19 protein-coding genes are annotated in these 25041 nt (G+C 44.7%); 7 read left to right on the top strand and 12 right to left on the bottom strand.

Annotated features, from left to right (window positions below):
• Positions 1-149: 149 nt before the first annotated feature.
• The 7 genes from AC58PV_RS06800 (at position 150) to AC58PV_RS06770 (ending at position 3044) form a co-directional block, all read left to right on the top strand.
• Positions 150-698, top strand: coding sequence for a TetR/AcrR family transcriptional regulator (locus tag AC58PV_RS06800; RefSeq protein ID WP_497431513.1), 549 nt, complete (start codon positions 150-152; stop codon positions 696-698).
• 174 nt (positions 699-872) lie between these two features.
• The gene (locus AC58PV_RS06795; RefSeq protein ID WP_497431512.1) at positions 873-1079 is read left to right on the top strand and encodes a helix-turn-helix transcriptional regulator; all 207 of its coding nucleotides are present in this window, start codon (positions 873-875) and stop codon (positions 1077-1079) included.
• Complete coding sequence (locus tag AC58PV_RS06790) at positions 1076-1507, top strand: hypothetical protein (protein WP_497431511.1); 432 nt, start codon at positions 1076-1078, stop codon at positions 1505-1507. The genes AC58PV_RS06795 and AC58PV_RS06790 overlap by 4 nt, the downstream gene beginning before the upstream one ends.
• A gap of 205 nt (positions 1508-1712) precedes the next feature.
• Entirely contained in the window at positions 1713-1970 is a 258-nt protein-coding gene (locus AC58PV_RS06785; RefSeq protein WP_497431510.1) for a spore coat associated protein CotJA, read from the top strand.
• Between the two features lie 4 nt (positions 1971-1974).
• A complete protein-coding gene (locus AC58PV_RS06780; RefSeq protein WP_497431509.1) occupies positions 1975-2235 on the top strand; it encodes a spore coat protein CotJB in 261 nt (86 codons plus the stop codon).
• A gap of 24 nt (positions 2236-2259) precedes the next feature.
• Positions 2260-2829, top strand: coding sequence for a manganese catalase family protein (locus AC58PV_RS06775; protein ID WP_497431508.1), 570 nt, complete (start codon positions 2260-2262; stop codon positions 2827-2829).
• Between the two features lie 71 nt (positions 2830-2900).
• Positions 2901-3044 carry a lmo0937 family membrane protein gene (locus AC58PV_RS06770; protein ID WP_497431507.1) on the top strand — a complete coding sequence of 48 codons (144 nt, stop codon included), beginning with the start codon at positions 2901-2903 and terminating at the stop codon, positions 3042-3044.
• A gap of 346 nt (positions 3045-3390) precedes the next feature.
• Here the strand turns inward: AC58PV_RS06770 and AC58PV_RS06765 are convergent, their stop codons facing one another.
• The 12 genes from AC58PV_RS06765 to AC58PV_RS06710 all read right to left on the bottom strand — a co-directional run bounded on the left by AC58PV_RS06765 (position 3391) and on the right by AC58PV_RS06710 (position 25018).
• Entirely contained in the window at positions 3391-7695 is a 4305-nt protein-coding gene (locus tag AC58PV_RS06765) for an S-layer homology domain-containing protein (RefSeq protein WP_497431506.1), read from the bottom strand.
• A gap of 103 nt (positions 7696-7798) precedes the next feature.
• Positions 7799-9157: a glycoside hydrolase family 28 protein gene (locus tag AC58PV_RS06760; RefSeq protein ID WP_497431505.1), complete on the bottom strand. Its 1359-nt coding sequence runs from the start codon at positions 9155-9157 to the stop codon at positions 7799-7801.
• 6 nt (positions 9158-9163) lie between these two features.
• Positions 9164-10741 (bottom strand): glycoside hydrolase family 43 protein, encoded by a 1578-nt coding sequence (locus AC58PV_RS06755; RefSeq protein ID WP_497431504.1) that lies wholly within the window; start codon positions 10739-10741, stop codon positions 9164-9166.
• On the bottom strand, positions 10735-11889 hold the full coding sequence (locus tag AC58PV_RS06750; RefSeq protein ID WP_497431503.1) for a glycoside hydrolase family protein: 1155 nt from the start codon (positions 11887-11889) through the stop codon (positions 10735-10737). The genes AC58PV_RS06755 and AC58PV_RS06750 overlap by 7 nt, the downstream gene beginning before the upstream one ends.
• Before the next feature lie 43 nt (positions 11890-11932).
• A complete protein-coding gene (locus AC58PV_RS06745) occupies positions 11933-12763 on the bottom strand; it encodes a carbohydrate ABC transporter permease (RefSeq protein WP_497431502.1) in 831 nt (276 codons plus the stop codon).
• 1 nt (position 12764) lies between these two features.
• Positions 12765-13667, bottom strand: coding sequence for a carbohydrate ABC transporter permease (locus tag AC58PV_RS06740; protein WP_497431501.1), 903 nt, complete (start codon positions 13665-13667; stop codon positions 12765-12767).
• A gap of 74 nt (positions 13668-13741) precedes the next feature.
• Positions 13742-15082 carry an ABC transporter substrate-binding protein gene (locus tag AC58PV_RS06735; RefSeq protein ID WP_497431500.1) on the bottom strand — a complete coding sequence of 447 codons (1341 nt, stop codon included), beginning with the start codon at positions 15080-15082 and terminating at the stop codon, positions 13742-13744.
• A 254-nt stretch (positions 15083-15336) separates the two neighbouring features.
• A complete protein-coding gene (locus tag AC58PV_RS06730; RefSeq protein ID WP_497431499.1) occupies positions 15337-16935 on the bottom strand; it encodes a response regulator in 1599 nt (532 codons plus the stop codon).
• A complete protein-coding gene (locus tag AC58PV_RS06725) occupies positions 16913-18706 on the bottom strand; it encodes a cache domain-containing sensor histidine kinase (protein ID WP_497431498.1) in 1794 nt (597 codons plus the stop codon). The genes AC58PV_RS06730 and AC58PV_RS06725 overlap by 23 nt, the downstream gene beginning before the upstream one ends.
• 245 nt (positions 18707-18951) lie before the next feature.
• The gene (locus AC58PV_RS06720) at positions 18952-22245 is read right to left on the bottom strand and encodes an endo-1,4-beta-xylanase (protein WP_497431497.1); all 3294 of its coding nucleotides are present in this window, start codon (positions 22243-22245) and stop codon (positions 18952-18954) included.
• Positions 22246-22388: 143 nt separating this feature from the next.
• Positions 22389-23219, bottom strand: coding sequence for an AraC family transcriptional regulator (locus AC58PV_RS06715; RefSeq protein WP_497431496.1), 831 nt, complete (start codon positions 23217-23219; stop codon positions 22389-22391).
• Between the two features lie 131 nt (positions 23220-23350).
• Positions 23351-25018 (bottom strand): S-layer homology domain-containing protein, encoded by a 1668-nt coding sequence (locus tag AC58PV_RS06710; RefSeq protein ID WP_497431495.1) that lies wholly within the window; start codon positions 25016-25018, stop codon positions 23351-23353.
• Between the last annotated feature and the right edge of the window lie 23 nt (positions 25019-25041).

Genomic DNA, 25041 nt, shown 5'->3' with positions numbered 1-25041 from the left:
GATTATAGAAATCTATTTGATTAACCAACTAGTGTCTATTATTATATAATCAACTCTGTGAATTCAATGGTTAAAGAATCGTAATCTGTTGATATATCAACAGAACTGCTGAATGTGTTGAGTAACTTAGAAAGTTTGGTGAGTATACAATGGCGAAAACAGATCGACGTATCCTTAAAACGCAGGAATCTTTGAAAAAAGCGGTGATTGAACTGATGACTGAAAAAAATTTCAATGATATAACGATTCAGGATATTTCAGATCGGGCTAACTTAAATCGAGGAACCATCTATCTTCATTATCAGGATAAATTTGATTTATTGGATAAACTCATTCAAACGCACCTCGATGAATTAGAGGAGATGGATGAGTGGGCATGTAAGTTGGATTGGAACGAGGCGCTTGTGCCGTACTTTGAATATTTCGAGAAAAATTATTTATTTTTCTCAACCATGCTTGCAAGTACTGGAGCTCCCGCTGCCTTTCGCGCTCGGCTTCTTGCTTCTTTTATACAAGGATTCCAGGGCGAGATTGACAGAGAAAGCGGGAAAAATACCGATTTAATGGATGATGTCATGCTGCAATATGCAGGCACCGCGTATGCAGGTGTTATTGAATGGTGGATCAGGAACGGCATGCCCTATCCGCCACAAGTCATGGCTAAACAAGTTGGTACCTTGTTAGGGCGAAGCTTGTAGTTTAAAGAGAAAACGGAGCCCGCTTAACAGCGGCGCTCCGTTTTTTTATTCCACAATTCGTGAGAATCCTAACTCGCCATCCGCCCCAAAATGGAAAGTTTGCTTTACATCCCTGCCAATCCACGATATACTTTCACTATGGAAAGTTTACTTTCCTTAAGGAGGGTGAACATTGTGAACAACCGTTTGGAAGAAATCCGAAAGCAACGCGGAATTAAGCAAGAAGAATTGGCAGCAGCCCTTGAAGTGTCAAGACAAACTATCGGTTCACTGGAAAATGGACGCTATAACCCATCGATCCTCCTAGCGTTCAAGATTGCTCGTTTTTTCGGTATGAGTATAGAAGAAATCTTTATTTATGAGGGGGATGAACATGTATGAGTAAAATTACTTCGTCATATTTTCTTACCGTTGTAGGCTTAGCACTACTAGCAGTTGGTCTTTACTTCATCAAAACAATTGAAGATCCACAAGGTACCTTGCAAGCGTTGCCTTATATCTGTTTTGGCCTTGGCTGTGCCATTTTTGGTCACGGTATGGGAGAAATAATCCTCCAACACGCTATGAGGAAAAATCCCGCCGCAGCCAAACAGCTAGAGATTGACAAAAAAGATGAACGTAATTTGACAATTACTAATCGGGCAAAAGCGAAAGCATATGACATGATGGTTTTTGTGTTCGGAGCCTTAATTACAGCATTAGCCTTAATGGATATTGATATAAAAATGGTGGTATTATTCGTTTTTGCCTATATATTTTTCCTTGGATATAACTCATATTACCGCGTCAAGTACTTTAAAGAGATGTAAAAACAAAAGAAATTCATTGCAAAGGGCTTCGCCACTGTTCAACAGTAGCGAAGCCTTTAATATTCATACACCTTTTTTTATATTTTGAAACAAGCCTATCCGTTTAGAGAATTAAGGTGTTGATGGTTTATGTACATGTTTCAAAAAAGGAAAAGTCGGTTATATTCCATTCAAACTTGTTTCATGAGTAGGAGGAATGTTGAAGATGCCAACTAATCGTAAAGTAATCGTACCTTATGTAGGAAAAAACGATCCTTGCCCACCTCTCAAAGAAAAGACTTACGAGACTCCACCTCATCTTTATTTAGGTGTTCAACAGCCAGAACTAGAACAGTACTCATTACAAGAAGCACTACAATCTGGAACTCTTTGGCCCGCTTTATATGGACCATATAGCAATCCATTTAAGGATGATGCAGAAGATCATACCAAAGTGGAAAGCAAGAAAACAAAGAGGAGATGAGCACATGAACAAGATTAAGAAAACAAATTCTGATAAGTTACTCGAAGAATTGCAGGCAATTGATTTTGCTTTAGTAGATATTACCTTGTATTTAGACACACACCCTGATGACGAACTAGCGTTTGCACAGCACAAAGAATTAGCGGAAAAACGACAGGATATCCGACATCAGCTTAAAGTTTTAGAAGGACCGCAAAATGCTTATGAGGTTGGAGATTCACCCAAATGGCAATGGAGCCAAGGACCTTGGCCGTGGCAAATTTAATATAAAAAAAAGGAGATGTAGCCCGTGTGGATCTATGAAAAGAAACTGTTATACCCTGTAAAGGTGAGTACTTGCAATCCTAAGCTCGGCAAGTATTTGAACGAGTTGTATGGCGGTGCAGATGGAGAACTGGCTGCAGCCCTGCGGTACTTAAATCAACGTTATACAATTCCTGATAAAGTTATTGGCTTATTGACGGATATTGCTACAGAGGAATTTGCTCATTTGGAAATGATTGCAACCATGATCTTTAAATTGACCAAAGATGCAACTCCAGAGCAGCTGAAGGAAGTTGGTATGGAGGATCATTATGTGAATCATGGAAGTTCATTGTTCTATGAGAATGCAGGTGGAGTTCCATTCTCAGCTACATATATTGCTTCCAAAGGAGATCCAATTGCAGATTTATATGAAGATATTGCAGCAGAGGAAAAAGCACGAGCAACTTATCAACATATCATAGATTTATCTGATGATCCTGATTTGAATGATAGTTTGAAATTTTTACGTGAACGGGAAATTATTCACTCTCAGCGTTTTCGTGAAGCAGTTGAGATACTAAAAGATGATCGAAATACTCAAAAGGTATTTTAACCTTAATTGCCTCAAGGAATTCTAAAATCTGCCCTTGAGGCCATTTAATAAATCGAGGGAGGAATGACATTATGCTGTGGTCGATATTTGTTTTTATCCTAATTTTATGGGTTCTTGGATTCTCATTCCATGTAGCCGGTGGTTTTATTCATATTTTACTGGTAATTGCTTTAATTTCTCTTATATTCAATTTGATTAGAGGAAGAAGTAATTAGTCAAATTTCACAGAAAAAAGGCACACTCGCAGGCGATGCGAAATGTGCCTTTTCTTTTTTAAGTGTATACATATATAAACTACTTTGTTCTGAGTGATACCTTGCGTAAATCTTTTTTATTTGTAACCTTTTCTTCGCTATCCTTACTTTGATGAGTTTGGTGATAGAAATTGATTATATCATCTATGCTCTTGAATTCTACTGAGTTATTTGTTTTGTGATAAATCATTTTACAAACACTCCTTTCTCTCTTGTTACTTAACCTATATCTGTTTACTTGAATCTTAGTAAATAGAGGAAAATCGCCAGTTTCTCAACGAAACTGACGATTCTCTTTCGTCACTGCTTATGATTTACTCGTACTTATCATGTGAATCCATCTTGCGAATACCACAGCCACTTCTGCTCGACTAGCCCTCGTGTGAGGATCAAAGATTCCACCAGTCTTGCCATTAAGAATGCCTGCCGCCGCAGTTGCGTTCACTGCTTCTTTGGCCCATGAACTTACGCGGTCTCCGTCTGCGAATTCCGCCTTGGTTATTGCGCTGAGCTTATACCCCTTACTTATGGCGTAGTTGTACAACATAAGTGCCATTTGTTCACGCGTAATCATCTCGTCAGGGCTGAATTGGTCAGGACTTGTTCCACTCACAATACCGTTCTTAGCTGCCCAATTCACAGCCGCCGTATACCTCTGTCCACTAGGAACGTCGGAGAACATAGAGGAAATCGTATTGTTGCGCTCTACCCCCTCCAGATTCGCAAGTACTTGTGTGAACATCGCTCGCGTCATCGAAGCTTCGGGACTGAAGCTGTTATCGCTAGTTCCCTCGAACAACTTGCGTGCTGTTACTAACGCGATATCCTTGGCCGCCCAATGATCGGCGGGAACATCCTCGAACGTCTTGCCATTAGAGTTGCTGGAGCCGTTATCATTCGGGTTTTCCTTCGGCGCATCTTTCCCGCTCTCTGGATTTGTCGTCACTGGGTCTATTGGAGCAATAGGTACATCGGGAACATTCGGCACTTCTGGTGTCTCTGGTGTTTCCGGAACTACCGTCGCTTCCGGCGCAGCCTTCGCTTCCACACTCGTACTGCTGCCTACGAAGTTGACTGCTCTCACATAAAATGTGTATTCGAGTCCATTCACGAGGTTATCGAAACTATAACCTGTTGGCGATTCAGCTGCTGCCCACGTCACACCGTTATCCTTGGATACCTCATACTTCGTTATAGCCGCACCGCCGTCACTATTTGGAGCGTTCCAGCCCAGTGTTACTCGTCCGTCGCCTGGGGTCGCTGTAAAATTCTGTGGTGCACTCGGAGCCACAAGATTGTACATAAACAGGAGTCTTTCACTCGTCGTAACGTCTGGTATATCTGTGATTTGGGACAGTTTTTTGGTCCCCAACCGAAGTGTTAGCACAGCGCTGTTGCCTGATCCTGCCGCATCTTGATAGATGATCCGATTGTCATATTTAGGCGAAGCCAGATAAAACGGACCGACCCCCGTGGAACGAAGAGTAAACTTTTCATTGGCGCTGATCTCCACTGCATCACCTTTAATCACATTGTAATTTCCTACTTGCTCATCCTTTACCGATAAATACGTATTGGTTTGAAGTATTCGTACCGAATACGTACCGTCCTCGTTCGCGATTAATTGATAGAAAGGTGCCGCTTTCTTCATAACGCTTGTCGTCAGTTCACCGCTCGCATTGAGAGCAAAGTACGAGTTTAAGGTCTCAGCGACTTTCTCTCCGTTCACAGTGCTCCAATTTCTTTGATACAAAGGCTCCCATCGGGTTCTCATTTGGAAATAAGGTCCGCCAGTTGTGTCGATCGGTTCATCCCTGTAGTATGTCAACGTCCCAAAATTTAAATTGTCAAAATGCACCATACCCTGCGGACGCATCGCATTCGCCGCTCTTGCTGTCCATGTCAGATCGACGCCCGCCACTTTGTTGTACAGCGCTAGCCCCTGTTCGAAAACAGGTCGTAACTCTCCCCTATTCAACCCATTGCTATCGCGATCAAATCCAGCACCGTAATAGCCTCTGCTCGTATCGCCAAAAACGTTCGGCATCGCAACGAAAGGTACATCCTCTCCATACAATTCCTTCGAATACAGGTTATATTTCGCCATATATTCAAAGGCTTTCGCCAATCGGTTATCGTAAAGGGAGTATAAGTCCACATCCTGATTTTTCGCAATTAAGCCGATTTCCGCCATATAACCAAGCGTTAACATCGCATGCCCTTGATCACGACCAGTTTCCATCGTCTGACCTGCATCGTTCACATAAGCGAAGATGGATCCGTTGGTATGCATATCCTGATAAAAGAACATCGCGCGATCAAAGATTTCGCTATTCTCACACAACACGCCGATCGCCATCATACTAACCAGAGCAGCATCGTCCCAGTTTCCGTTGGCTAGCATAGGAACACCCGCGTCCTGAATAACAGGGTATACAACATTCAACATCATTGCTTTCAATGCATTGAAGTCCGTTTGGGTGTATCCACTGTATCCGCCGCCGTAATACTTGATGATCTCTGCCGCACTGGCATATTTGTAAGCATTAATACCTGCTCCTAAAATTCTGTCCCTGCCGTCAATCACCTTGAGCGTATTCGCCCATTGACGGAGAAGTTCAACCGCCTTATCGGCATATCGGTGCTCTCCCGTGATCACCCATTGCAGGGCATTGAAATAAGCAGCGTTGCCACCCTTCTCAAAATAGCCGATATTCGCAGAGTCCGAAGGTGCTCCCCCGCGTCCGACATTCGCAAAGACATTGATTGGGTAGTCCACACTTGCCACATCATAGGAAACACTATTCAGCATTCTTTGATAGTCCGAGTACCATGGCTCCTCTTTGGCTAACACATGCGACTTCATTCGCTCTAGATCATCCAACGTTAGCAAAATACCCGGATGGCTGAAAATACGAACACTTCCACTCATACTTACGCCATATCCATTTCCGTTATAAGAAACGGTATACGGATGGACGCCGACACTCAAGTTCGACAACGTCACATGCATACGTCCTTCGGAATAAACCGCACTAGAGACCGTCCCATTTACACTGTAATTCGCCGAATTCGTATCGCCATTTACGGGACTCCAGAACAACTCTGCCTGATTACCGGAAACGGTTTGACTGATTTCCAATTGGTCTTTATCCGTCACCTCTTCAAAATAAAACTTATACTCAGTATTCTCTGAAGCTGTGCCACTGCTTAGCATCGTAGTATCGGTCATTTTCACGTTAAAACGGTCAAAGTTCACATCGTCTCTCAACGTAGATAAATGCGACCATATGTGGGAATAACCAGCGTTTACGTATTGATCAATATAAAAACGCTCATTCCACCCTGGCGTGCTAGCCGACGCTTTAACCTCGAACGTCCTGTCAACACTAGTGCCGCTTGGGGCGCCGCTAAAAATATTAAAATAGTGATGCGTATTACTTAGAAACTCTTCACTCGTAAAATAATTCTGGATAGTTAAGTACTTGTTGTTGGTCAATGACTTGATGGAGTACGACGTTCTGGTGGCTCCAACTTCGGGTTCTACATGATTTACAGTGGCAAAATAATCTTGAACATACAAGGCAAACGGGGAAGCTTCGGCTGCATCAGACGTAAGAGAAAGCTTTTCCGAAACGGGATCAACCTTCACATATTTGCCCGCTCCATTTCTCATCTTCATAATCATTGCCGCTGTTGTGCTGTTGTTATAGTAATTTCCCATGTTGGGTCCTGTAATCTTAACCGGAAGTTCCGCACTTACGAGATTGTCCATCGCAACTTGGAGCGCTCCAATCACCTGATTCAACTCAACTTGCGTCGTATTGTTGATTCGCAATGCTTTGGCATTCGTGAGTGCTGTAGTCAATACCGCCCAACTATCCGTTGTGTATGCGTTTTCAATTAGTTGATCTGCTTGCGCAATCAGCGCGTTAAGGGTAGTTCTATCAACCCCGTCGTTCACCACTGGATCACCCAGTTTGACACTTAATGATGGAGCCGGAAATGAGGAAGTATTCCTAGAAGAATACAACTCACTGGCACCAACCGTGCTATCGTCTACTTTGGCTGTCGTCAGATGAATACTGACTACTTTTCTTCCGTTCGTTAATGCATGTTGGAAAATAGTGGACAAATTCACCGTAAAATTCTCTTCTCCGTTGATGGTAGAAACTTTGGATACGCTTGGTGAACCAACCATATCGTAGGGACGCGTTGCATAGGTGACGTTCGTGACCGTCCATTCCGTGCTAGTTCCCTGCAACGTTGATTCACTTTCTGTGAATATCAACTCGTTTGGCGCATGAGATTTTCTAAAACTTAACGTCATGTTCATATCGCCAATCTGATATCTACTCGTATCAATGGAAGATAAATCAAACTTCAGATAGGCATGACGTGATTTCCCATAAATTAATTTCGTTGCACTCAAACTTGTCCCTAGACTGTTTGCTTGCGTGCCGAAATTGGAAACAAACGCATCTTGTACTGCCGGAAATGACAGTACGGTCTCTGCCGCTTTCACAGTTTTCGTTGACCCCCACATAAGGGATGGAACCGACAAACACACACATAAGAATAACGATAAAATCCGCTTCAAGCTCTGATTCATACTCGCTCTCCTTTCAAATTAAACATTCCACGATTTAAACGCTTTCATCTTTACAAGATCGAAACGGAGCCTGCCGATTCCACGGTGCTCCGTCTCCTATGTGTTAATACTCCAAGATATCTGACTTCAATGTTAGACAATTCTCGATAATGTACGAATCCCTCGTATCTTCATGCATCGCGTGGAATTTCAGTCCATCCAGGGTAAGCCGCTCAACATGACGAACATCCATAAATGTCGTCCGGCTCCAGGTCGGATAATAATTTTCGGATACTTGATCCGGATGATCATAGCGCATATCCCAAACGCGAGGATAGTCAGCCGGAACCTCTTCTTTTTTCACACCGCCGACAAAGGTATACGTGATATTCTTCATCGTCAGATCTCGAATCGGATAGCTCTCGCAGGCATCGACCCGAATGCCGTTGAAGGACGGACAACCCATGATATCGTCGGTGAACCTATAGTGGGTCTTACGCATTTCCTCATCATCTGTCGCAATGATATCCGTTAGACTGATTCGCGCCATCGCGCCGATCTTCGGCATCTGATCAAGACCGATCGAAGAGCCAATCCTATCCAGACGGTTGTTCAAAATAATAAAAATAGGCCTCGTGACATTCCGCATAACTAGCCCCTGAGCTACAATATCGGTGATGCTGCCGCCTTCCGTACATTCGATTTTAATTCCCTCGCGCCATATGTTCTCGAAGGTACAGTTGCTGATCGTTACGTTTGATATATCGCCAACCGATTTAAGCCCGATACGAATAGCAGCACAAATCGATGTAAATTGGCAGTTCGTGATATGCACATTTTTCATCGGAAAGTCCTTGCTGCTCGCTTGCAAACAAAGGTTATCGTCCGTCCCTACAATCTTGCAGTTGGCTATAAAAACATTTTTACAGCCGTCATAGTCTAGTCCGTCCCCGTTATACCTTCTGTCGTTACGAATATCCAAGTCTTCGCACCAAATATTCTCACTATCGAGAAACGCGGTCGTCCACGCAGTTGAGTTATAGAGACGTAAACCTTTGACATGAATGTTGGTGCAGCGTAAAAAACGCATCATCATAGGGCGATATATACTCCCCTCATTCGGAAAACTTTCGGCGTTGCCGTTAATCTCGCCCTGTCCAATGACACCAATATTCACAGCGTCTTCCGCGTAAATAAAGCATTTATCCATATCCTTCTCATTGATATATCGGTTATAGTGCGTTCCGTCCGGATAGTCGCGAATATCCGGATTGGCGAGCAAGATCGCAGACGGATTCACCTGCAAATACACGTTAGATTTCAAGAAAATGGTGCCAGAGACGAAAGTTCCGCCTGCCACAACGACATATCCGCCGCCTGCATCGAAACAAGCGTCAATCGCTTGCTGAATCGCAAGCGTATCAACGGTAACGCCATCACCGATTGCGCCGAATGCCTTCACATCATATACATCACTCATCATGTTAGGTTAACCCATTTCCTTGTAATCAAAGAAGTCAAAGTCCGCATGCAGCCGCGTGCCTCGTAGATCCTGAGCGCAAAGGCCGACAAAAGCACCCGTAAAGGATAATTTCTTCGCGTAACTGTCCGCTAAATTGCCAGCATACAACGTCGGCCCGATGAACTGCCAAGAATGACCATCCAGTGAATAGCTGAATTGAATTCGTTCGAAGTCCATCGTTGCTTTTAGATAAATGCTCTCCTCAACTGGGATCGGCAAATAAACATCCAGCTCGTCATATTTTCCCTGATCGCTTACGATGATTGCGAGATGTTTCCCCAGATCGTCATCATGCGAAATGCGTAAATAGTAATGATCAGACTCATCATAGTAGAGAACAAGACCTGCCATTTGGGTAAAAGATTCCGGCTCGAACGACACACACGTCGTCATCTCGCACTGATAACTTTGAATCCGTCTAGCCACAAGGCTTTGATTGTGCAAGGAAGCCAATGACTCTCTTCCCCTCAGCCTCATAAATCCAGGGCGCTCAGATAAGCTTATCCATGACTCTTCGCAGGGAACACGAAGCGAATGCCAGTGGACGCTGAGCTGCGGCTCATCGAAATCATCGCGGATCGGGACCGGCATCCAAGGGTGCGGCGTTAGCTCCGTCTCCGGAATCAGCAGCTGTGGCTGCTTCCCGCCTGAAGCTAAACGCAGCCAACCATCCTGCGTCCAGACAACCTTTTGCAGCGAAGTCTCCCTGCCTAATGGACTAAGCCCGCTTCCATCCTTCAGCGGACGCGAACAGATAAACACCATGTACCAATCGCCGAGCTGCGTTTGAACCAAAGAACCGTGTCCCGCATTTTGCAGTGGATGATCAGGCGACGTTCTTGTCGTCATGATCGGATAGTCAGGATCGACTTCATACGGACCGTCTATCGATTTAGCACGCATGAGCGTCGCGGCATGCATCGGGCCCGTTCCGCCCTCGGCCAACAGCAAATAATAGTAACCGTCCTTCTTGTACACCATCGGACCTTCCGTTACGCCTAGATCCGTGCCTTCCGTAACCAGCTTGATATCTTCGATCAGCTTGCCTTGCGATGGGCAAAACTCCTGCATGACGATGCCGGCGAATCTGGGTTTATTTTTGCGAAAATCCCACTGCATATTAAACACATATTTACGTCCGTCCGTATCGTGGAACAAAAAGTGATCGAAGCCACTGGCATTCAGATAGATCGGTTCTGACCATGGACCTGTAATCGATGGCGCCGTCACCACATAATTGTGTAAGTCCTTATATACGCCCTTACGGCCAACGACATTCGTAAAGCATAAATAATACGTGCCTTTGTCGTAGCTTAATGATGGCGCCCAAATGCCGCCTGAGCTTGGCACGCCGCGCAAATCGAGTTGACTTACACGGTCCAGGGGACGGACCAAAGGCCGCCAATTCATTAAATCCTTCGAGTGATGAATGAGTACACCGGGAAACCATTCGAACGTTGACGTTGCAATATAATAATCATCTTCTACTCGGATGATGGAAGCATCCGGATTGAAACCGCGCAGGATCGGATTCTGAATTACCATAGATACAAATCGTTTCCTTTCAGTTTGAAGATGGCTTCCATGAAATAATAGTCCCCGTAGATAATCGGGTGATGATGCTTATCATTATGATAAGATGCCGACCCGTATTGGAGCAGACAGTCGTTATCCGTCGTCCAGTCAATCCGAGATTGATCTAAGGTTCGAAGCAACTTCAACGCTGCGCCTAAGTATAGTTCCTTTTCATACTCGCCGACGACTTTGGCAATTTCAATGAATCCGCATGCTGCGATAGCCGCGGCAGTATCGTCCTCGAGCTTTGGCTCCTTCGGTTGTCTGAAATCAACAGGAATAAAACCGTCTGCTGGTATATTGGCGATAAAATAGTTCGCAATCCGCTTAGCGGTTTGCAGGTACTCATCCTTCTGCGTGTGAATATAGCTCATCATGAAACCATAAAGCGCCCACGTCTGGCCTCGCGTCCATGACGAACCCTCTTCATAGCCCTGACCACCGTATGTTTTCACCACGCCGCCAACGAAAGGATCGAACTCCACGATGTGGTTGACTGACCCGTCCGGCCTCACAAACGCGGTGATCGCTGTATCCGCATGCTTCATAGCGATTTGCTTGTACCGCGGATCGCCAGTTTCCTCCGATGCCCAATACAAAAGCGGGATATTGAACATACAGTCGATAATCGCCCAACCTCTTGTGTCGCCTTCATCTAGATCGTTCCATGCGCGAATGAATCCCCCTGCCAGATTAAATCGGCCAGCAAGCAAGTTCGCTGCATGCAGCGCTCTTTTGCGGGATACCGGATTTCCCGTCACCCGATAGTTTGCCACGCTCGTCGGCAGCCACATGAATCCGACATCATGGTGCAAGCCATAGAATTCCTGAAAGCAACGATCCATCTCGCCTTCCGAAATTTGCGCAATCTCTTTGTACTTGTCATTTCCCGTTTCGTGATGCATCAGCCACATCATGCCGCCCCAGAACCCATTGGTCCACCAATTGATTTCGTCGGATTCAAGCCCAGTTGGATTATCTACGATGCGGTTATCATGTGTCCCATTAACGGTGGTATACGGAATTTTATTTCTCGACTTTTCGCTCACCCAGTCCATTTTCGTTGTGATCTTGTCGATCACTGCCTGTAACCAAGCTTGATTTTCCCCATCTAACATCCGCTATCTCCCACTTTCTCCGGTTTGTAAATAATCTCTATATCTATCCCTTGGTAGCTCCTGCAGCGATCCCTTTCACGAAATACTTCTGAAGTGCGACGAAAGCGATCAATACAGGAATAATGGAAATCGCTGTGCCCGCAAACACCATGTCCCATTGTGATGCATATTCACCGACAAATCCGAAAATTTCGACGATCATTGTTTTCGGTTTATCCGAAGGCAGCACGAGACTTGGCATAAGGAAATCGTTCCAAATCCCGAGACCATTTAGCACAACTAAACTTGCTGTACACGGCCCAAGAAGTGGAAATACGATCCGCCAAAAGATGCCGTATCGAGAGCAGCCATCGATTTCAGCAGCTTCTTCGATTTCTTGTGGAATGCCCTTTAAGAAGCTGGTATACAGCAAGACACCGAAGCCGACCGAACCGGATACGTAAATCAGAATTGGCGCTCCCAAAGTGCCATACAAACCAAACATTTTCATTTCTTTGAATAACGGAATCATGTACACCTGGAACGGAATCATCAAGCCTGCCAGGAAGTACACATAGACGGCATTCGTCCATTTTTTATGCGTACGTTCAATCGCGTATGCCGCCATCGGAATGACGAAGATCATCGCGATAATCGAAGTTACTGTGAGAATAATTGAATTCACCATCGCACGTGGGAAATCCGTTTTCGTCCATAAGTAGACAAAACTGTCTACATACAAGCTGGTCGGGAATGCAATCGCATCGCGCATAATCGCGCCATTGCTTTTAAAAGCAGAGATCAAACTAAAGTAAATCGGGAAGAAAAAGATGAGGGCAAGAACCAGCGTCACTGCGAAAATGAGCCATTCCAGCATGGATTTCTGTTTTTTCATCTTATAATTGCACCTCCCTGCTGCGCAGCAGCTTAATCTGGATGAGCGATACGATCAGGATCAATGTGAAAAGCACAAGTGATAGCGCTGTGCCGAAGCCTTGCCGCAGCTCGCCAAAGCCTACTTTGTAAATAATGTACGTCAATGTTTCTGTAGCAAAACCAGGACCACCATCCGTCATAACGGCAATTTGATCGAATATTTTCAAGGACGCAATCATCGATAGCATCATGCATACCGTAAATGCCCCTGCCAGCAGCGGAAACGTGATATGGCGGAATTGCTGCCACCGATTGGCTCCGTCTATGCTCGCAGCCTCCGTCAGCTCTGGCGGGACACCTTGGAGACCGGCTAAATAAATGATCATATAGTAGCCTGCGCCTTTCCATACGGTCGTAAGAATGATCGCCATCAAGGCATAATCCGGATTTCCAAGCCAATCAAGTTTCAGGAAGGGAAGATTCATTTTATCGAATACTTGCGATAAGACGCCGAAGTTATAATTCATAATGATCGTCCAGACAAACCCCATGACAATCCCGGACAGTAACGTTGGAAAGTAAAAAATGCTGCGAAACAAGTTGCGGAACCAACGTACTTGATCCACAAGCATCGCCAGTAGCAGTGCTAAGATGTTCTCCAAAACCACTAATACAATGGAAAGAATCATCGTATTCTTCAACGCGTTATGCACGCGCTCGCTGTGCCACATCTCAACGAAGTTGTCGAATCCAATGAAACGGATATCTGAGCTAACGCCATCCCAGGAAGTGAAACTAAGGTATATACTGCTTGCTGTTGGAACCATTACGAATGCAGTATAAAGAATCAAAGCAGGAATAAGAAACACGATGGAAAAGGATAGCCATTTTCTTTTTCTCTTTACAGGCTGTATGGTTGTCATTCTCTTACGCCTCCTAGTTAGCAGGAGAACCTCAGCTGTTAAGATGAGGTTCTCCGTGTGCAGCCTTTATGTCATTATTTTTTCATTGCCTTCACTTCAGTGTCCCACTCTGCGTCGGCTTTTTTCAGGCTATCTACGCTGAAATCGCCTTTTACAAGCCAATCTTGAACAGACTTGTAGAACCAGTTGCGGAATTGCGGCGGAATTTGGTTCGCGCCCCAGAAGTTATTGATTTGCAGTGATTTTTTCACATTAGGATCGGACATCATCGCCAGTACTTCTTGAAGCTGAGGAGAAGCTTCGTAGGTCACTTTTTCCTTCGTGGACGGGATTGCGCTCGCCACTTTCAAATATTTCGGATATTGCTCTTTGCTGAAGAAGAATTGGATAAACTGTGTAATTGCTGCTGTTTTGTCAGCATCTTTCGCTGCCCCAGTCGATAGCGACCAACCACTCGGCTGTGCTACGCCGACAACGTTAATAGCGCCGTTTTGATCAGGTACTGGGTACCAGCCGAAATCGAATTTCGGATCTGCTTGGGCAATGGTCGGGAACATCCACGGTCCGGAATACAAGCTTGCTGCCTTGCCGGTAACTAGCATCGAAGCCGTTTGATTATCCGCTGTACTCATGTAACCTTTGTCCACGTATCCTTTGGTAAACAAATCCGTTAGCAACTGCATCGCTTTTGCTGGTCCTGGATCCGTGAAGCTTACTTTTCCTTCCGAACGCTTCGAATTCCAATCCGGATCTTTAATAAACACTTCGTCAATCAGGAATTTGTTCACCCAGAAGCCCCAGTGGAAGATGTCTTTACCACCGACAACGATCGGGGAAATTCCTTTCGCTTTCAGCTTTTCTTGTGCGGCGATGAAATCGGCATATGTCTTAGGCTCTTCCGTGATGCCTGCATCTGCGTAAGCTTTCTTGCTATAGATAATCCCTTGTGGCGCAGGGAGCGAGATCGGCGCGTTGTACACTTTGCCGTTAACTTGAGGTACGCTATCGAATAGTCCTTGCAGTTCCTTCGGCAGTTCCGCTAACTTCCCGGCATCTGCGAACAACTGCGTATCGCGCATTTCAACAAGGTCTGGGAATTCGCCAACTGCGTCTTTTGTTTTCAAAAAGTCCAGATAAGCGGCCGATGTCGTTTCACTTAAATCTTTAATTCTGATGTTCGGGTTTGCTTTCGTAAAAGCAGCAATGGAATCCGATACAGCTTGTTTCGTAGCCGGGTCGCCAGTTGCATATATCATGCTGAACGTAACGTCTTTCTTCGGAGCGGCTGTTGCTGCTGTCGAGCCTGCCGGCGCTGCGCTCGATTTGGTATCTGTAGAATCACTATTGCCACAGCCTGCTAATATCAATGCAATCACTGTCGAACTGACGAGTACTTTGGAAAAAGTTTTAATCATATTGAATGTAAACCTCCCTTTATTCTGCTGTTGCTTTGAACAGAGCCAGGCGGTTCGCGAAGCCGCATCTTCTGTTATTCTGTTCCGTAAGGTAAGACTAACATACGGTGAAAACGCTTTGAATGAAGTTTTTTAAGCTTGATATGCATGAATTTAAGAAGCTTAAAAGGGCTAAGCGAATGAAAAAAGCAGCTTTCCTTGGCCATCCTACAGAGGCCAGAAAGAAAGCTGCTTATGTCGCAAATTACGACATCCTAGCTTTTAATTTGATTTTTATACTCATGCGGGAGCTTGCCGTAGCACTTCTTGAACATGTCGCTGAACTGCCGCGGGTTCTGGTAGCCAACTTGTTCGGCAATTTCATACACAAGCAGATCCGTATTCAGCAGCAGTCTAACCGCATGCTTCATCCGAATGTTAGTCACATACTGTTTAAAGTTTTCCTGCATATGTTTTTTGAAAAAACTACTGAAATAATAAGGGTTCATAAATACTTGAGAAGCCATGCTTTCGAGTGTAATATTCTCTTTGTAGTGCTCTTCGATGTATTCCTTAATCCATTTCATCTGCTGCGCTTCTCGGGCCCCCCCCGAGGCGCTGACTTGTTCAAGAATACCCATGACTTGCCTAGTCAGGAAATCGGTCAAAGCAGCAAAGCGAGAACAGTGATGCATCTGCTGAAGCCAGTCCTTCCTCACCTCTGGCGATATGCTTATCGCTATCCCGACCTCAGCCAGTGCCTCTACAACGTCAATAAGCAAGGAATAACCAGCCAATACGGCAGGTTCTTTGCTTCCATTAGCATGGATATGGACTTGTTTGAAGAAATCAGAGAGCAACACCTCTACATGTGCCTTATCCTTTGCAATAACGGCTTGAATAATCGCTTGCTTGGCTTGCTCTACATTCGACTCTGGTTTATATATCTCTTCATGCTGGATCCATTCTAAGACTGTACCTGCCTCTTCATAATAGCTGCGAGCCATCGTATCCACTGCGGACTTATAGGCGTGACGAATATCTTCGAGCGAGTGAGCCGGCTTCCCGATACTAATCGTCACATGGACTTTTAAGTAAAAGAGCATCTTATCCCGCATCTCACTGGCAAGCCGCTTCATATCGGCGCTGTTACGATCGTGATTCACGATCACGCACAGGTTCTCAGCCTTGCGAATGACAAGTCCTCTCCCGTAAGTACCAATCAGCTCCTCCGCCAAATTGGACACCGCAAATAGCAGCAAACGCATCTCATGCTCGCCCCATCTGCCGTCCTGTAACTGTAGACGTTCTAACTCCATAGAGAGCACAGAGAAGCACGGCGCTTGGAACGAAATTTCCAACGCTTGCAGCTTGCGGTTTGCTTCCTCCGGCCCGATATCTCCTTGCGTCAAACGATCGAACAGTTCCTCAAGCTGCGTTTTTTTATCCTTTTGCTCATAAACGGCCAACTTTCCTTTGGACGTTTGATCTTCACTCGCCTCCTGCAGCTGCGTGATCGCTTTCTGAACCGCATCGAGCAGCAAATTCTTCTCGATCGGCTTGACCAAATAGTCAACGGCGCCATAAGCTAAGGCATCTTTGGCATACGAAAACTCCTGATAGGCGGAGATGAATATAATTTTCGTCCGAAGCTGCAAGCTCTGCACGTGCTTAATCACATCTATTCCAGTTCCGTCAGGCATAGAAATATCTGTTACGACGAGATCTGGCTTGAGCAGCTCGATTTGCTCCATTAAACCTCTACCGGTCATTGCTTCTCCGACAATATGAATACCGAGTTCTTGCCATGGGATGAGTTTCTTCAAGCCTTTAATAATGATCGGTTCATCATCAGCCAGAATGGCGTTTAGCACGGTTATTCACCTCTTTCGTTAAAGGAAGGACCAGCCGAACCGTAGTCCCTATATGCTTGCTGCTCGTGATCTCAACGCCAAATTCCGTTCCATACAGAGCTACGATGCGCTCATGCACATTGATAAGTCCAATACTACTCCCCGTTTCCAACGAGCTGGTTTGGGCCAGATTGCGGTGAACAGTTTCCACCGTTTCCTCACTCATACCCACGCCGTCGTCGTCCACAGAAATAAAGAGTTTGTTTGATTCCGACTTTTCAATAGTGATCCTGATCGTTCCTTTCCCCTGCTTAGGCATGATGCCGTGATAGATCGCGTTCTCCACAATCGGCTGCAGCGAAAGCTTGGGAATAGCGCAGTCCAATAAGTCGCTGTCGAATCGGAAATCCATGGCAAGTCTGTGCTCACCGTACCGGATGACCATCAATTGAAAATATTGCTCCACATTCGCTTTCTCTGCCCGGACGGTGACGGTTTCCTCGCCATAATCAAGCACGTATTTCAGCTGGTGAGAGAGCGATAATATCATATCGCCCACTTCATTCGCATCTTCTGCAACAGCATTCATTCGGATAACTTCGAGCGTGTTGTACAAGTAGTGAGGTCGTATCTGACTTTTCAGCGCGTTTAATTCCGCCTGCTTCTGCTTAAGCCCCGCCACGTATACGACATTAATGTATTCTTGCAACCGCCCTACCATTTTATTAAAACCATGGGCCAGCAGCCCTAACTCATCCGCGGATTGAACCGTTACCTGGGTATCGAAATTGCCGGATTCGACCTTTGCCATTTCGCGGGTAATGCTTCGAATCGGTCTAGAAAACCGGTTTGAGAACCATACCGCTACGATAATCAAAGATACAATACATAGGCCAATCACGATTGTTATCGTTTGTAATAGTTGCTCCAGCTTAAGAAACAGTTCTTTTTTATTAAATTCACCGATAATTTGCAGATGATTCTCTGCCGTTTCCTGCCGCAAATGCAGCATATCATCCGAAAGATTCGCTTGATACATCGTTCCGATTTCATTCGTATCATTACAGTATAGAATGATGCCATGTTCATCGACCACATAGACACGATCACGATTATTCAGGGACATTTGCTTAAAAATCTCATTAAATGCCCCAAGTCCGACGTCCATATAAAAAGTGCCGACAAGGTCCCCTTCAATTTTGGAAGAGCCGAGCACATCCGTTAAATTTCGCCCAAACGTCATCACCTGCTCGGTGGCCCCTAGGTAATACTCTTGTTTATGCGTCGGGAAAAAGGCAAGCCCATTACGGTTGTTCGCCATTTGGGATTTCCATTCTGTTCGTGGATACTGATATTGATAATCTAAGGCCACATTATTCTTGGTTAAATTATGGTAAGTACCGTTCGCCTGAACGAAAAAGACACTCTGCAAGTCACGATCCGTGTATAGTACCGTTTGTAGAAAATCGTTGATCGTCACCGTCAAGCGATAATCATTTTCTTTGCTTTGTGCCGCAATCGCTTGCCCTAACTGGCCATATTGCCCACCTACCCCATAGGAATACATGAGCTTAGAGATGTTGTTATACTTCATGAACATATCTTCAACATTCCGACTCGCATAGAGCAGCATTTGATCATAATTGTTCGTGGCGTAGCGCTCCATAAATCCGCTGAAAGTTTGCAGCGAGATATAGCTGAGGATAATTAAGGGGATAAGCCCCACCGAAATAAAGGAAAGCGTAAATTTGGCGAATATGCTCTTGTGCAGTCGAAAAGGGTTCGAAGTCATGATGCTGCCTCATTCCTAGCTTTAGCTAATATAGCTATTGTAACAGATTTCGGATGCAGAAATTTAAGAGGGAAGTGCGCTTTTTTAAGGGAGGTCGAATTGAACAGCTTATTCATGTCTACTCTTTAAAACAACAAAAAAATGAGCAAAATTGCCGCTGCCGGAGGCTTTGACAACTTCACTCATTTCAATAGAACTAGTTACATCCATCTCCTTGCTTACACGCAAAGTTCATAACGACCGAATTACTTGATGTTGGTTGCGACATACGCAAGATCCCAGATATCAATTTTGTTATCGTTGTTCATATCAGCGATTTTAGCTTTTGTCCAATTTGCGCTAGTGGAGTTCTTGCCATAGTAAGTAACAACCGTCGAAAGATCACCTACATCAGTGACTCCATCAGGGACTCCATCTTTTCCACTAATGTCTGTCGACTTGTAAGCCGTGGCCTTGAAGGTGTCGGTGGCACTATTAAGTGCTGCGAGAGCACTGTCTACTTGTACTTGAGTAGAATTCGTGTTGTCTCTTACAACAATTGCGGCGTTAATTGCTACATGGAATACATCCTTAGCTGCTTGCGGATATTGGCCAGGTTTAATACCAACTACAGCCGCGTTGTAAAGCGTTTGTGCACTCGTAACAGCTGCAATCAAAGCAACTTTATCCTGTGGAACTGCGCTAACAGAAATAGTCTTACTGCTCGGTACCGCAGTAGTTACGGTTCCATCGAAACCGCCAGTTTTCGCTTCAGAGACGGCAATGATCCCAGTCGTATTCTGAACACCTGCCTTTACTCCAAAGGTTACATTCAACACAGCTGTGCTGGTACCAGCTAGCCCTCCGAGATTAACGGAGATGATTCTCACTTTTCCAGGGCTAACAGTATCTTCTCTCAGAACCTGAATGTTACTGTTTGCACCCCCTGCACTGACATAATCGAATACGCTGGTATCGTAGCTTAGCGTGATATCCTGTGCGTATACACTTTGTGTCACGCTATCCAGGCTAACAACTGCTGCGAAAGTACTTCCAGGTGTCACACTATCGTTAGCTGCGATTGTTGCTGTAAGCGATTTGGTTTCACCATTTCCCGGTGTATAGATTCCAAGATCGCCAAGGTCAATCGCATAACTGTTCTGAAGTTTCTCGTATTCGCCTTTAAAGAATTCTTCTAGGTATGAATGTCCAAGAACGAATCTGTCCGGATTCACGGCGCCATAGTAGCCGGCATTGGCATTGCTCTGACTGTCAAACAGCACATAGCTTCCCTGCCATCCTGAACCGGCTACACCCCAGCTGATGATGTGATCGATGTAAGGGGCGAACCTATTGAACAGTTTGTACATTAGGGCGTACTCATAACCAAGGGCGTCAGACTGTCTGACATTGAGCACTGCAGGTGCGACCGCTCCGCCGCCTGGGGTGCTGGTCGGTGCCTTAAGGTCAAGTTCTGAATAGGCAATGCCGGAAAGAAGACCTTCATCAATAAGAGACGCATAGAGGGCCATGGCATATTGGTTATCGCTTGCAAGCGTCTTTCCAATCGAATCATGTCCCTGAATACCCATGTCTTCGATAAGGGGTCTTCCGTCATACAGCGGATCGGAGAGCCATGCCGTGTTCACTGCGCGAATCATGTTGTATACAGTTCTTGCTTTGGTGCGATTAGAGATGTCGTAATCGTTATAAGTCAGTTTCGGAGGATCATTCACGATATATGCATCAATGCTGCCAACGTTGTCATGTCCATCGAGCTTCATATACGCCGGAAGGTTAGCGTAGTTGGCTTTGTAAGCCGCCGCCATCTTGGCGTTAGGGGCCGCGATGTGTGCGTTTTTGAATAGCATGTAAATGTAATGCTCGGTGATATCGCCGCCAATTAGATCATCCGACATGGCAGAAAGCCAGTTCGTATTTTTGAGTGACTGTCTCCAGCTGTTCGGATCCGCGGGGATCGTTTCGCTGTGACGGCTTTCGTGAACCTCTTCGTTAAGTACATCCCATGAATGGATGGGAATTACTCCGCGAGATACACTTGACCCATACTTCGTATCTGTAGTCAGGAAGTGTCGCATTACATACATAGTATGGTTAAACTGCACTCTTCTGGCCATTTCTTTGTCTACTTTAACCGTAGTTGTAACGCCGTTGCCCAATCCATAGTAATCGGTTGTTCCATTATATCCCAATGTAAGGGTCGCGGGAATCATCTGTCTCATCCAAGCAGGTGCCTGGTTGTACCATGCCAAAACGTGGGCGTGAGACTTATACTGTCCAGGAGTTCCGGAATCCCTGATTGCTTGATAAGAGCTGGTCGGGAAACTGTATTCACCTACACCAGGCGTGGTGGTTGCACCGCTCAGCGCCTCGCCAGTAACACTTTTCAGCCAACTTGGGCCGCGGGGATGCGTTGCATCCGCCTTGAGATTGTTGCCATCGACAAAGATTTCATAGTGATTAGCTCTGGTTCCAGTTACTGCTCCTGTTCCGATCGTACCGACCATGAACGTGCCATTCTGCTTGTTGTAAACATTCTTTAAAGGCGTTACGACACTCTGGTTTTCCTTGTTAACAACGTTAGGAAGCGCAACGCCGTTAGGGTCCGGTGCGGTGATTTTGATGTTACCGACAAGAAGCATACCCGTTTCTGCAGGACGCCCATTCTCGCCATGGAGCTCAAGAATGAAATTCGAGGAGGTGCCTGTTGTGGCGGTAATGCTCGTGTGCTTCAACAACCAAGTTTCACCGTTGAAGGAGCCAATCCAGTCAGGGTTAAGGTTGTTGTACTCATATTCCCTGAGATAGGAATCGATGTCAGAGCTGGCATTCCTAATTCTCCACCTCATGAATTTCCCCTGCGCGCTCTTGGGATAGAACACATCAAACTCAATATTTGAGCCTGCGGGAACATCTACACTTGGAGACAATGGAGACTGAAGAGTCATTCCTCCGAAGGTGGTCTTTCCGTTATGGACATAATTGATCTGAAGCACATCAGATTTACCTTGGGAATCTGCAAACGGATACGGAATCATTTTGTATGTACCACCAGCAAAGTCAGCAGGGACACGGTTGTCAAGCGGGGTTCTCGAGGTCCAGACATTGCTTGGCGCAGTAATATTTACAGGTACTTTGCCAGGACCCGGATCAAGACGGAAATAGGGATCTGAACCGTCCGCTTTGATTTTTCCAGTGAAGCTGACTATGGCGGTTTGCAGACTGGCTATAGCTTCGCTGGTGGGAGTCATCGCATTGCGCGCGAACTCAAGCGCGTTATTAAGATCTCTGAGTTCGTCAGCGTACACCCAGGGGAACGCTTTGTTCACATCGGATCCAACGTCCGTGTTGCTAATTTGGAGCGGGAATTCCTCATTACCACTTTTTAAAGTTTCGGCTTTTGCGATGAGATCGTTCAGTTCATGTGTCAGTTCGCCTCCAGCTGCGGCGGCAGGGACAGGGGCAAACGCAAATACAGAGAGAAGCATCATGACTACCAGCATACGAGAGACGTTAATTAAGGGATTTTGAAAATTCATCTTTGTTTACTCCTTTTCTTAAAAAATGACTACTAATAATATGATATACAAGCCTTAGAATGAACTCCATGGATGGATAATCGATCATTTGTACTTTTTTAGAAAGCGGTTACATTCAGTGTGTTGTTCAGACTGCATTCCCTTCAGAAATACCTTTTGCTTAGGGTTTCAACTTCCTGTCGATCTGACCTACTATTCTCTATCAGAATTCTAGATGGCGGGAAACCTTTTATTTTTTTGAATACTTTACTGAAGTAATAAATATCTTCAAAGCCGCATTTATAAGCGGCTTCCTGCACAGTAAATTCACCGCTAAGGAGAATATTCTCTGCATTATTAATTTTCATTCTGTTAATATACTCCTTAACAGATGCACCCATGTATTTCTTAAAAAGAGTGCCAAAATACGCTGTGGTCAAGCCAGCAATGGATGCTAGCACCTCAACTTCTATTTGATTTTGCAAGTTGCTCAAAATATATTTAATGGATCTCTGTATTCGTTTGTCTATGTTCACATGGTTGTCTTTATAGTATAAGGCCTTGAAATAGTAATGTAGGATCATAAGCAATAATGCACGTGTTTTCAATTCATAACCTTTATTTTTCTTTAACCATTCAAATGTTAACTCATTGTACAATGAATGCAATTCTTCGGGCTCACCGATATGAGATATTAATGGAAACGGCAGATTAATATCCTTGCCTTCCCTATCGTAGATTTGAATATTCAGCGCATAACTGATCATTAGATTTGCAGTGTCCGTGGTTGCACTTCGACGACTGCCTTTAGGGATGCACAAGAGATCTCCTTGATTGACTTCATACACCGTTCCGTTAATGCGGTAATAAGCCCTTCCTTTGAAGATATATGTTAAATCGTAGAAATCTGTTGTCGCATCTTCAATAATCCAATTTGATGTGGAGTTTCTATTGATAAACAATTCAATTTGAGGATTAATCCCGAGATATTCCATAGAAATTATCCTTTCAAATATAATATTTTAAAGCTAACAGCCCTTGAACGCCCATACTGGAGCGCCCAAGGGCTATTAGTCTGTTGGGGAATGCAAGAAACATTAAGTTGCCTATCTCGAGAGTTACAACTTTATTGCCCCAAGAAATTATAAATAACTTGAGAGGCCTCTGCTCTAGTTCCGACTCCTTTAGGTATGAACAAATTGCCCTCTCTTCCCTCAACAAGATGCAACGCTCTCGCGTTCCTGACATACGTCGTTGCCCATGAAGAAACAGCATCCTCATCGTCAAAAGCGTTTACAGAAGGTACAGCAGCATTACCGTGTTGCTTTTCATATGCGCGCATAAGCATAGCGACCATTTCTTCTCGTGTGATCGATGCTTCAGGCGCAAAAGTCGTTTCACTCTTTCCTTCAACAATGCCAGACTTCACCGCAATCGAAACCTCAGGATAGAACCAGTCTGATACTGACACATCCGAGAAATTGCTATTTCCATTGTCGGTTAAATGAAGTGCTCTCACCAGTAAGGCTGTGAATTCAGCCCTAGTAATCTGACGTTCCGGCTCGAAATCCGTGCTGCTTGTACCCGTTACAATATGCCTGGAAGCAAGCTCTGTAATCACATTTTTCGCCCAATGAACATTAGGTACATCCTTGAAATTTTTAGTGTATTCTATAGCAGCGTACTTACTAAAGTGATAAATCTCGGCAGATATTACTCCATTTGCGTAGGTACCCCCTATAAACTCAAGCGTTCCATCATCCGCAATATAATAAATGGAGACTAGTTTAGCATTTAGGGAAGGATCTACTTTGAATCGCAAAGTGATTGGTGTAGTGAAATTTTTCAATGACGTAATCTCATTCCCACCTGTGACTATTTGCAAACTGAATTCGTATACGTTGCCAGAAGGTTTTAAATCAACATGATAAGACTGTTGGCTCTTGTCTATAAGTGTATCTGCTTCATTATCTGAAAGAGGTTTCATAGTGAATAAAAGCCTGCTGTCATTCCATTGTTCAAGAGATAAATTACCTCTTAATTGCTGCAACACCTCAGAAGGAAGCTCCACGCTAAGATTATCTTTCTTAATCTCCAAATGCGTCTGGGGATCACTTCCAATTTGGTTCAACGCTATGTTCACTTCATTGGCAGCTGCCGGAAGCTCGATTGTTTTTTTACCTTTACCATCATCTGTCATCTTTACTGGTTCACTAATAGGGTCAGTGGTTCCACTTCCACCGCTACTATTATTACCACCGTTACCACCGTTACCACCGTTACCACCATTTCCGCTATTGCTATTCGCAATGATAATCGTTTTTTGATAAACATCGACTGCATCTGAAGATTGCAATTGTGAATCAATTAAAGTGATCTTATCAAGCGAAATGTCGGCTGAACCAACAGAAAGACTTTCAAATGTAAGTGTATATAAGTTAACATTCCCATCTAATCCTCTTTTGGGTCCTACACTTGTGTGTGCCAATTGAAGTTGATTTCCGTTTTGTATGGTAGGGACTGTAAATTCATTTTTCACATCGCTTACAGCAGTTATATATTTGAGCTTTGTCGAATCATAAGTAAGGTTTAACTCATAGGCATATAAGTCATTCAGCTGCTGGCCTCGAATAGTAACCTTCAGTTCGCTGCCAACAGTTACTGAGTCGGAAGTTGTTGTCAGAACTAACTGAGGTGAATCCTCCGCATGTACAGGAGATACAGGAAGCAAATACATTGTGCATAGAAACATAATTGCAAGAACACTACCCATCAAACCTTGTCTTCTAAGCATACCTTCTTCATCCTCTCCACCGA

This window comes from Paenibacillus sp. J22FR83 (genome assembly GCF_059691955.1).
Note: the sequence above shows the minus strand (reverse complement) of the source record. Positions and strands in the feature narration are given on the sequence as shown.

Bases quoted from the DNA above. Each gene is read 5' to 3' on its own strand.
- AC58PV_RS06800 (WP_497431513.1), top strand. From the start codon at position 150: ATGGCGAAAACAGATCGACGTATCCTTAAAACGCAGGAATCTTTGAAA.
- AC58PV_RS06790 (WP_497431511.1), top strand. From the start codon at position 1,076: ATGAGTAAAATTACTTCGTCATATTTTCTTACCGTTGTAGGCTTAGCA.
- AC58PV_RS06785 (WP_497431510.1), top strand. From the start codon at position 1,713: ATGCCAACTAATCGTAAAGTAATCGTACCTTATGTAGGAAAAAACGAT.
- AC58PV_RS06780 (WP_497431509.1), top strand. From the start codon at position 1,975: ATGAACAAGATTAAGAAAACAAATTCTGATAAGTTACTCGAAGAATTG.
- AC58PV_RS06770 (WP_497431507.1), top strand. From the start codon at position 2,901: ATGCTGTGGTCGATATTTGTTTTTATCCTAATTTTATGGGTTCTTGGA.
- AC58PV_RS06765 (WP_497431506.1), bottom strand. From the start codon at position 7,695: ATGAATCAGAGCTTGAAGCGGATTTTATCGTTATTCTTATGTGTGTGT.
- AC58PV_RS06760 (WP_497431505.1), bottom strand. From the start codon at position 9,157: ATGATGAGTGATGTATATGATGTGAAGGCATTCGGCGCAATCGGTGAT.
- AC58PV_RS06755 (WP_497431504.1), bottom strand. From the start codon at position 10,741: ATGGTAATTCAGAATCCGATCCTGCGCGGTTTCAATCCGGATGCTTCC.
- AC58PV_RS06750 (WP_497431503.1), bottom strand. From the start codon at position 11,889: ATGTTAGATGGGGAAAATCAAGCTTGGTTACAGGCAGTGATCGACAAG.
- AC58PV_RS06745 (WP_497431502.1), bottom strand. From the start codon at position 12,763: ATGAAAAAACAGAAATCCATGCTGGAATGGCTCATTTTCGCAGTGACG.
- AC58PV_RS06740 (WP_497431501.1), bottom strand. From the start codon at position 13,667: ATGACAACCATACAGCCTGTAAAGAGAAAAAGAAAATGGCTATCCTTT.
- AC58PV_RS06735 (WP_497431500.1), bottom strand. From the start codon at position 15,082: ATGATTAAAACTTTTTCCAAAGTACTCGTCAGTTCGACAGTGATTGCA.
- AC58PV_RS06725 (WP_497431498.1), bottom strand. From the start codon at position 18,706: ATGACTTCGAACCCTTTTCGACTGCACAAGAGCATATTCGCCAAATTT.
- AC58PV_RS06720 (WP_497431497.1), bottom strand. From the start codon at position 22,245: ATGAATTTTCAAAATCCCTTAATTAACGTCTCTCGTATGCTGGTAGTC.
- AC58PV_RS06715 (WP_497431496.1), bottom strand. From the start codon at position 23,219: ATGGAATATCTCGGGATTAATCCTCAAATTGAATTGTTTATCAATAGA.
- AC58PV_RS06710 (WP_497431495.1), bottom strand. From the start codon at position 25,018: ATGCTTAGAAGACAAGGTTTGATGGGTAGTGTTCTTGCAATTATGTTT.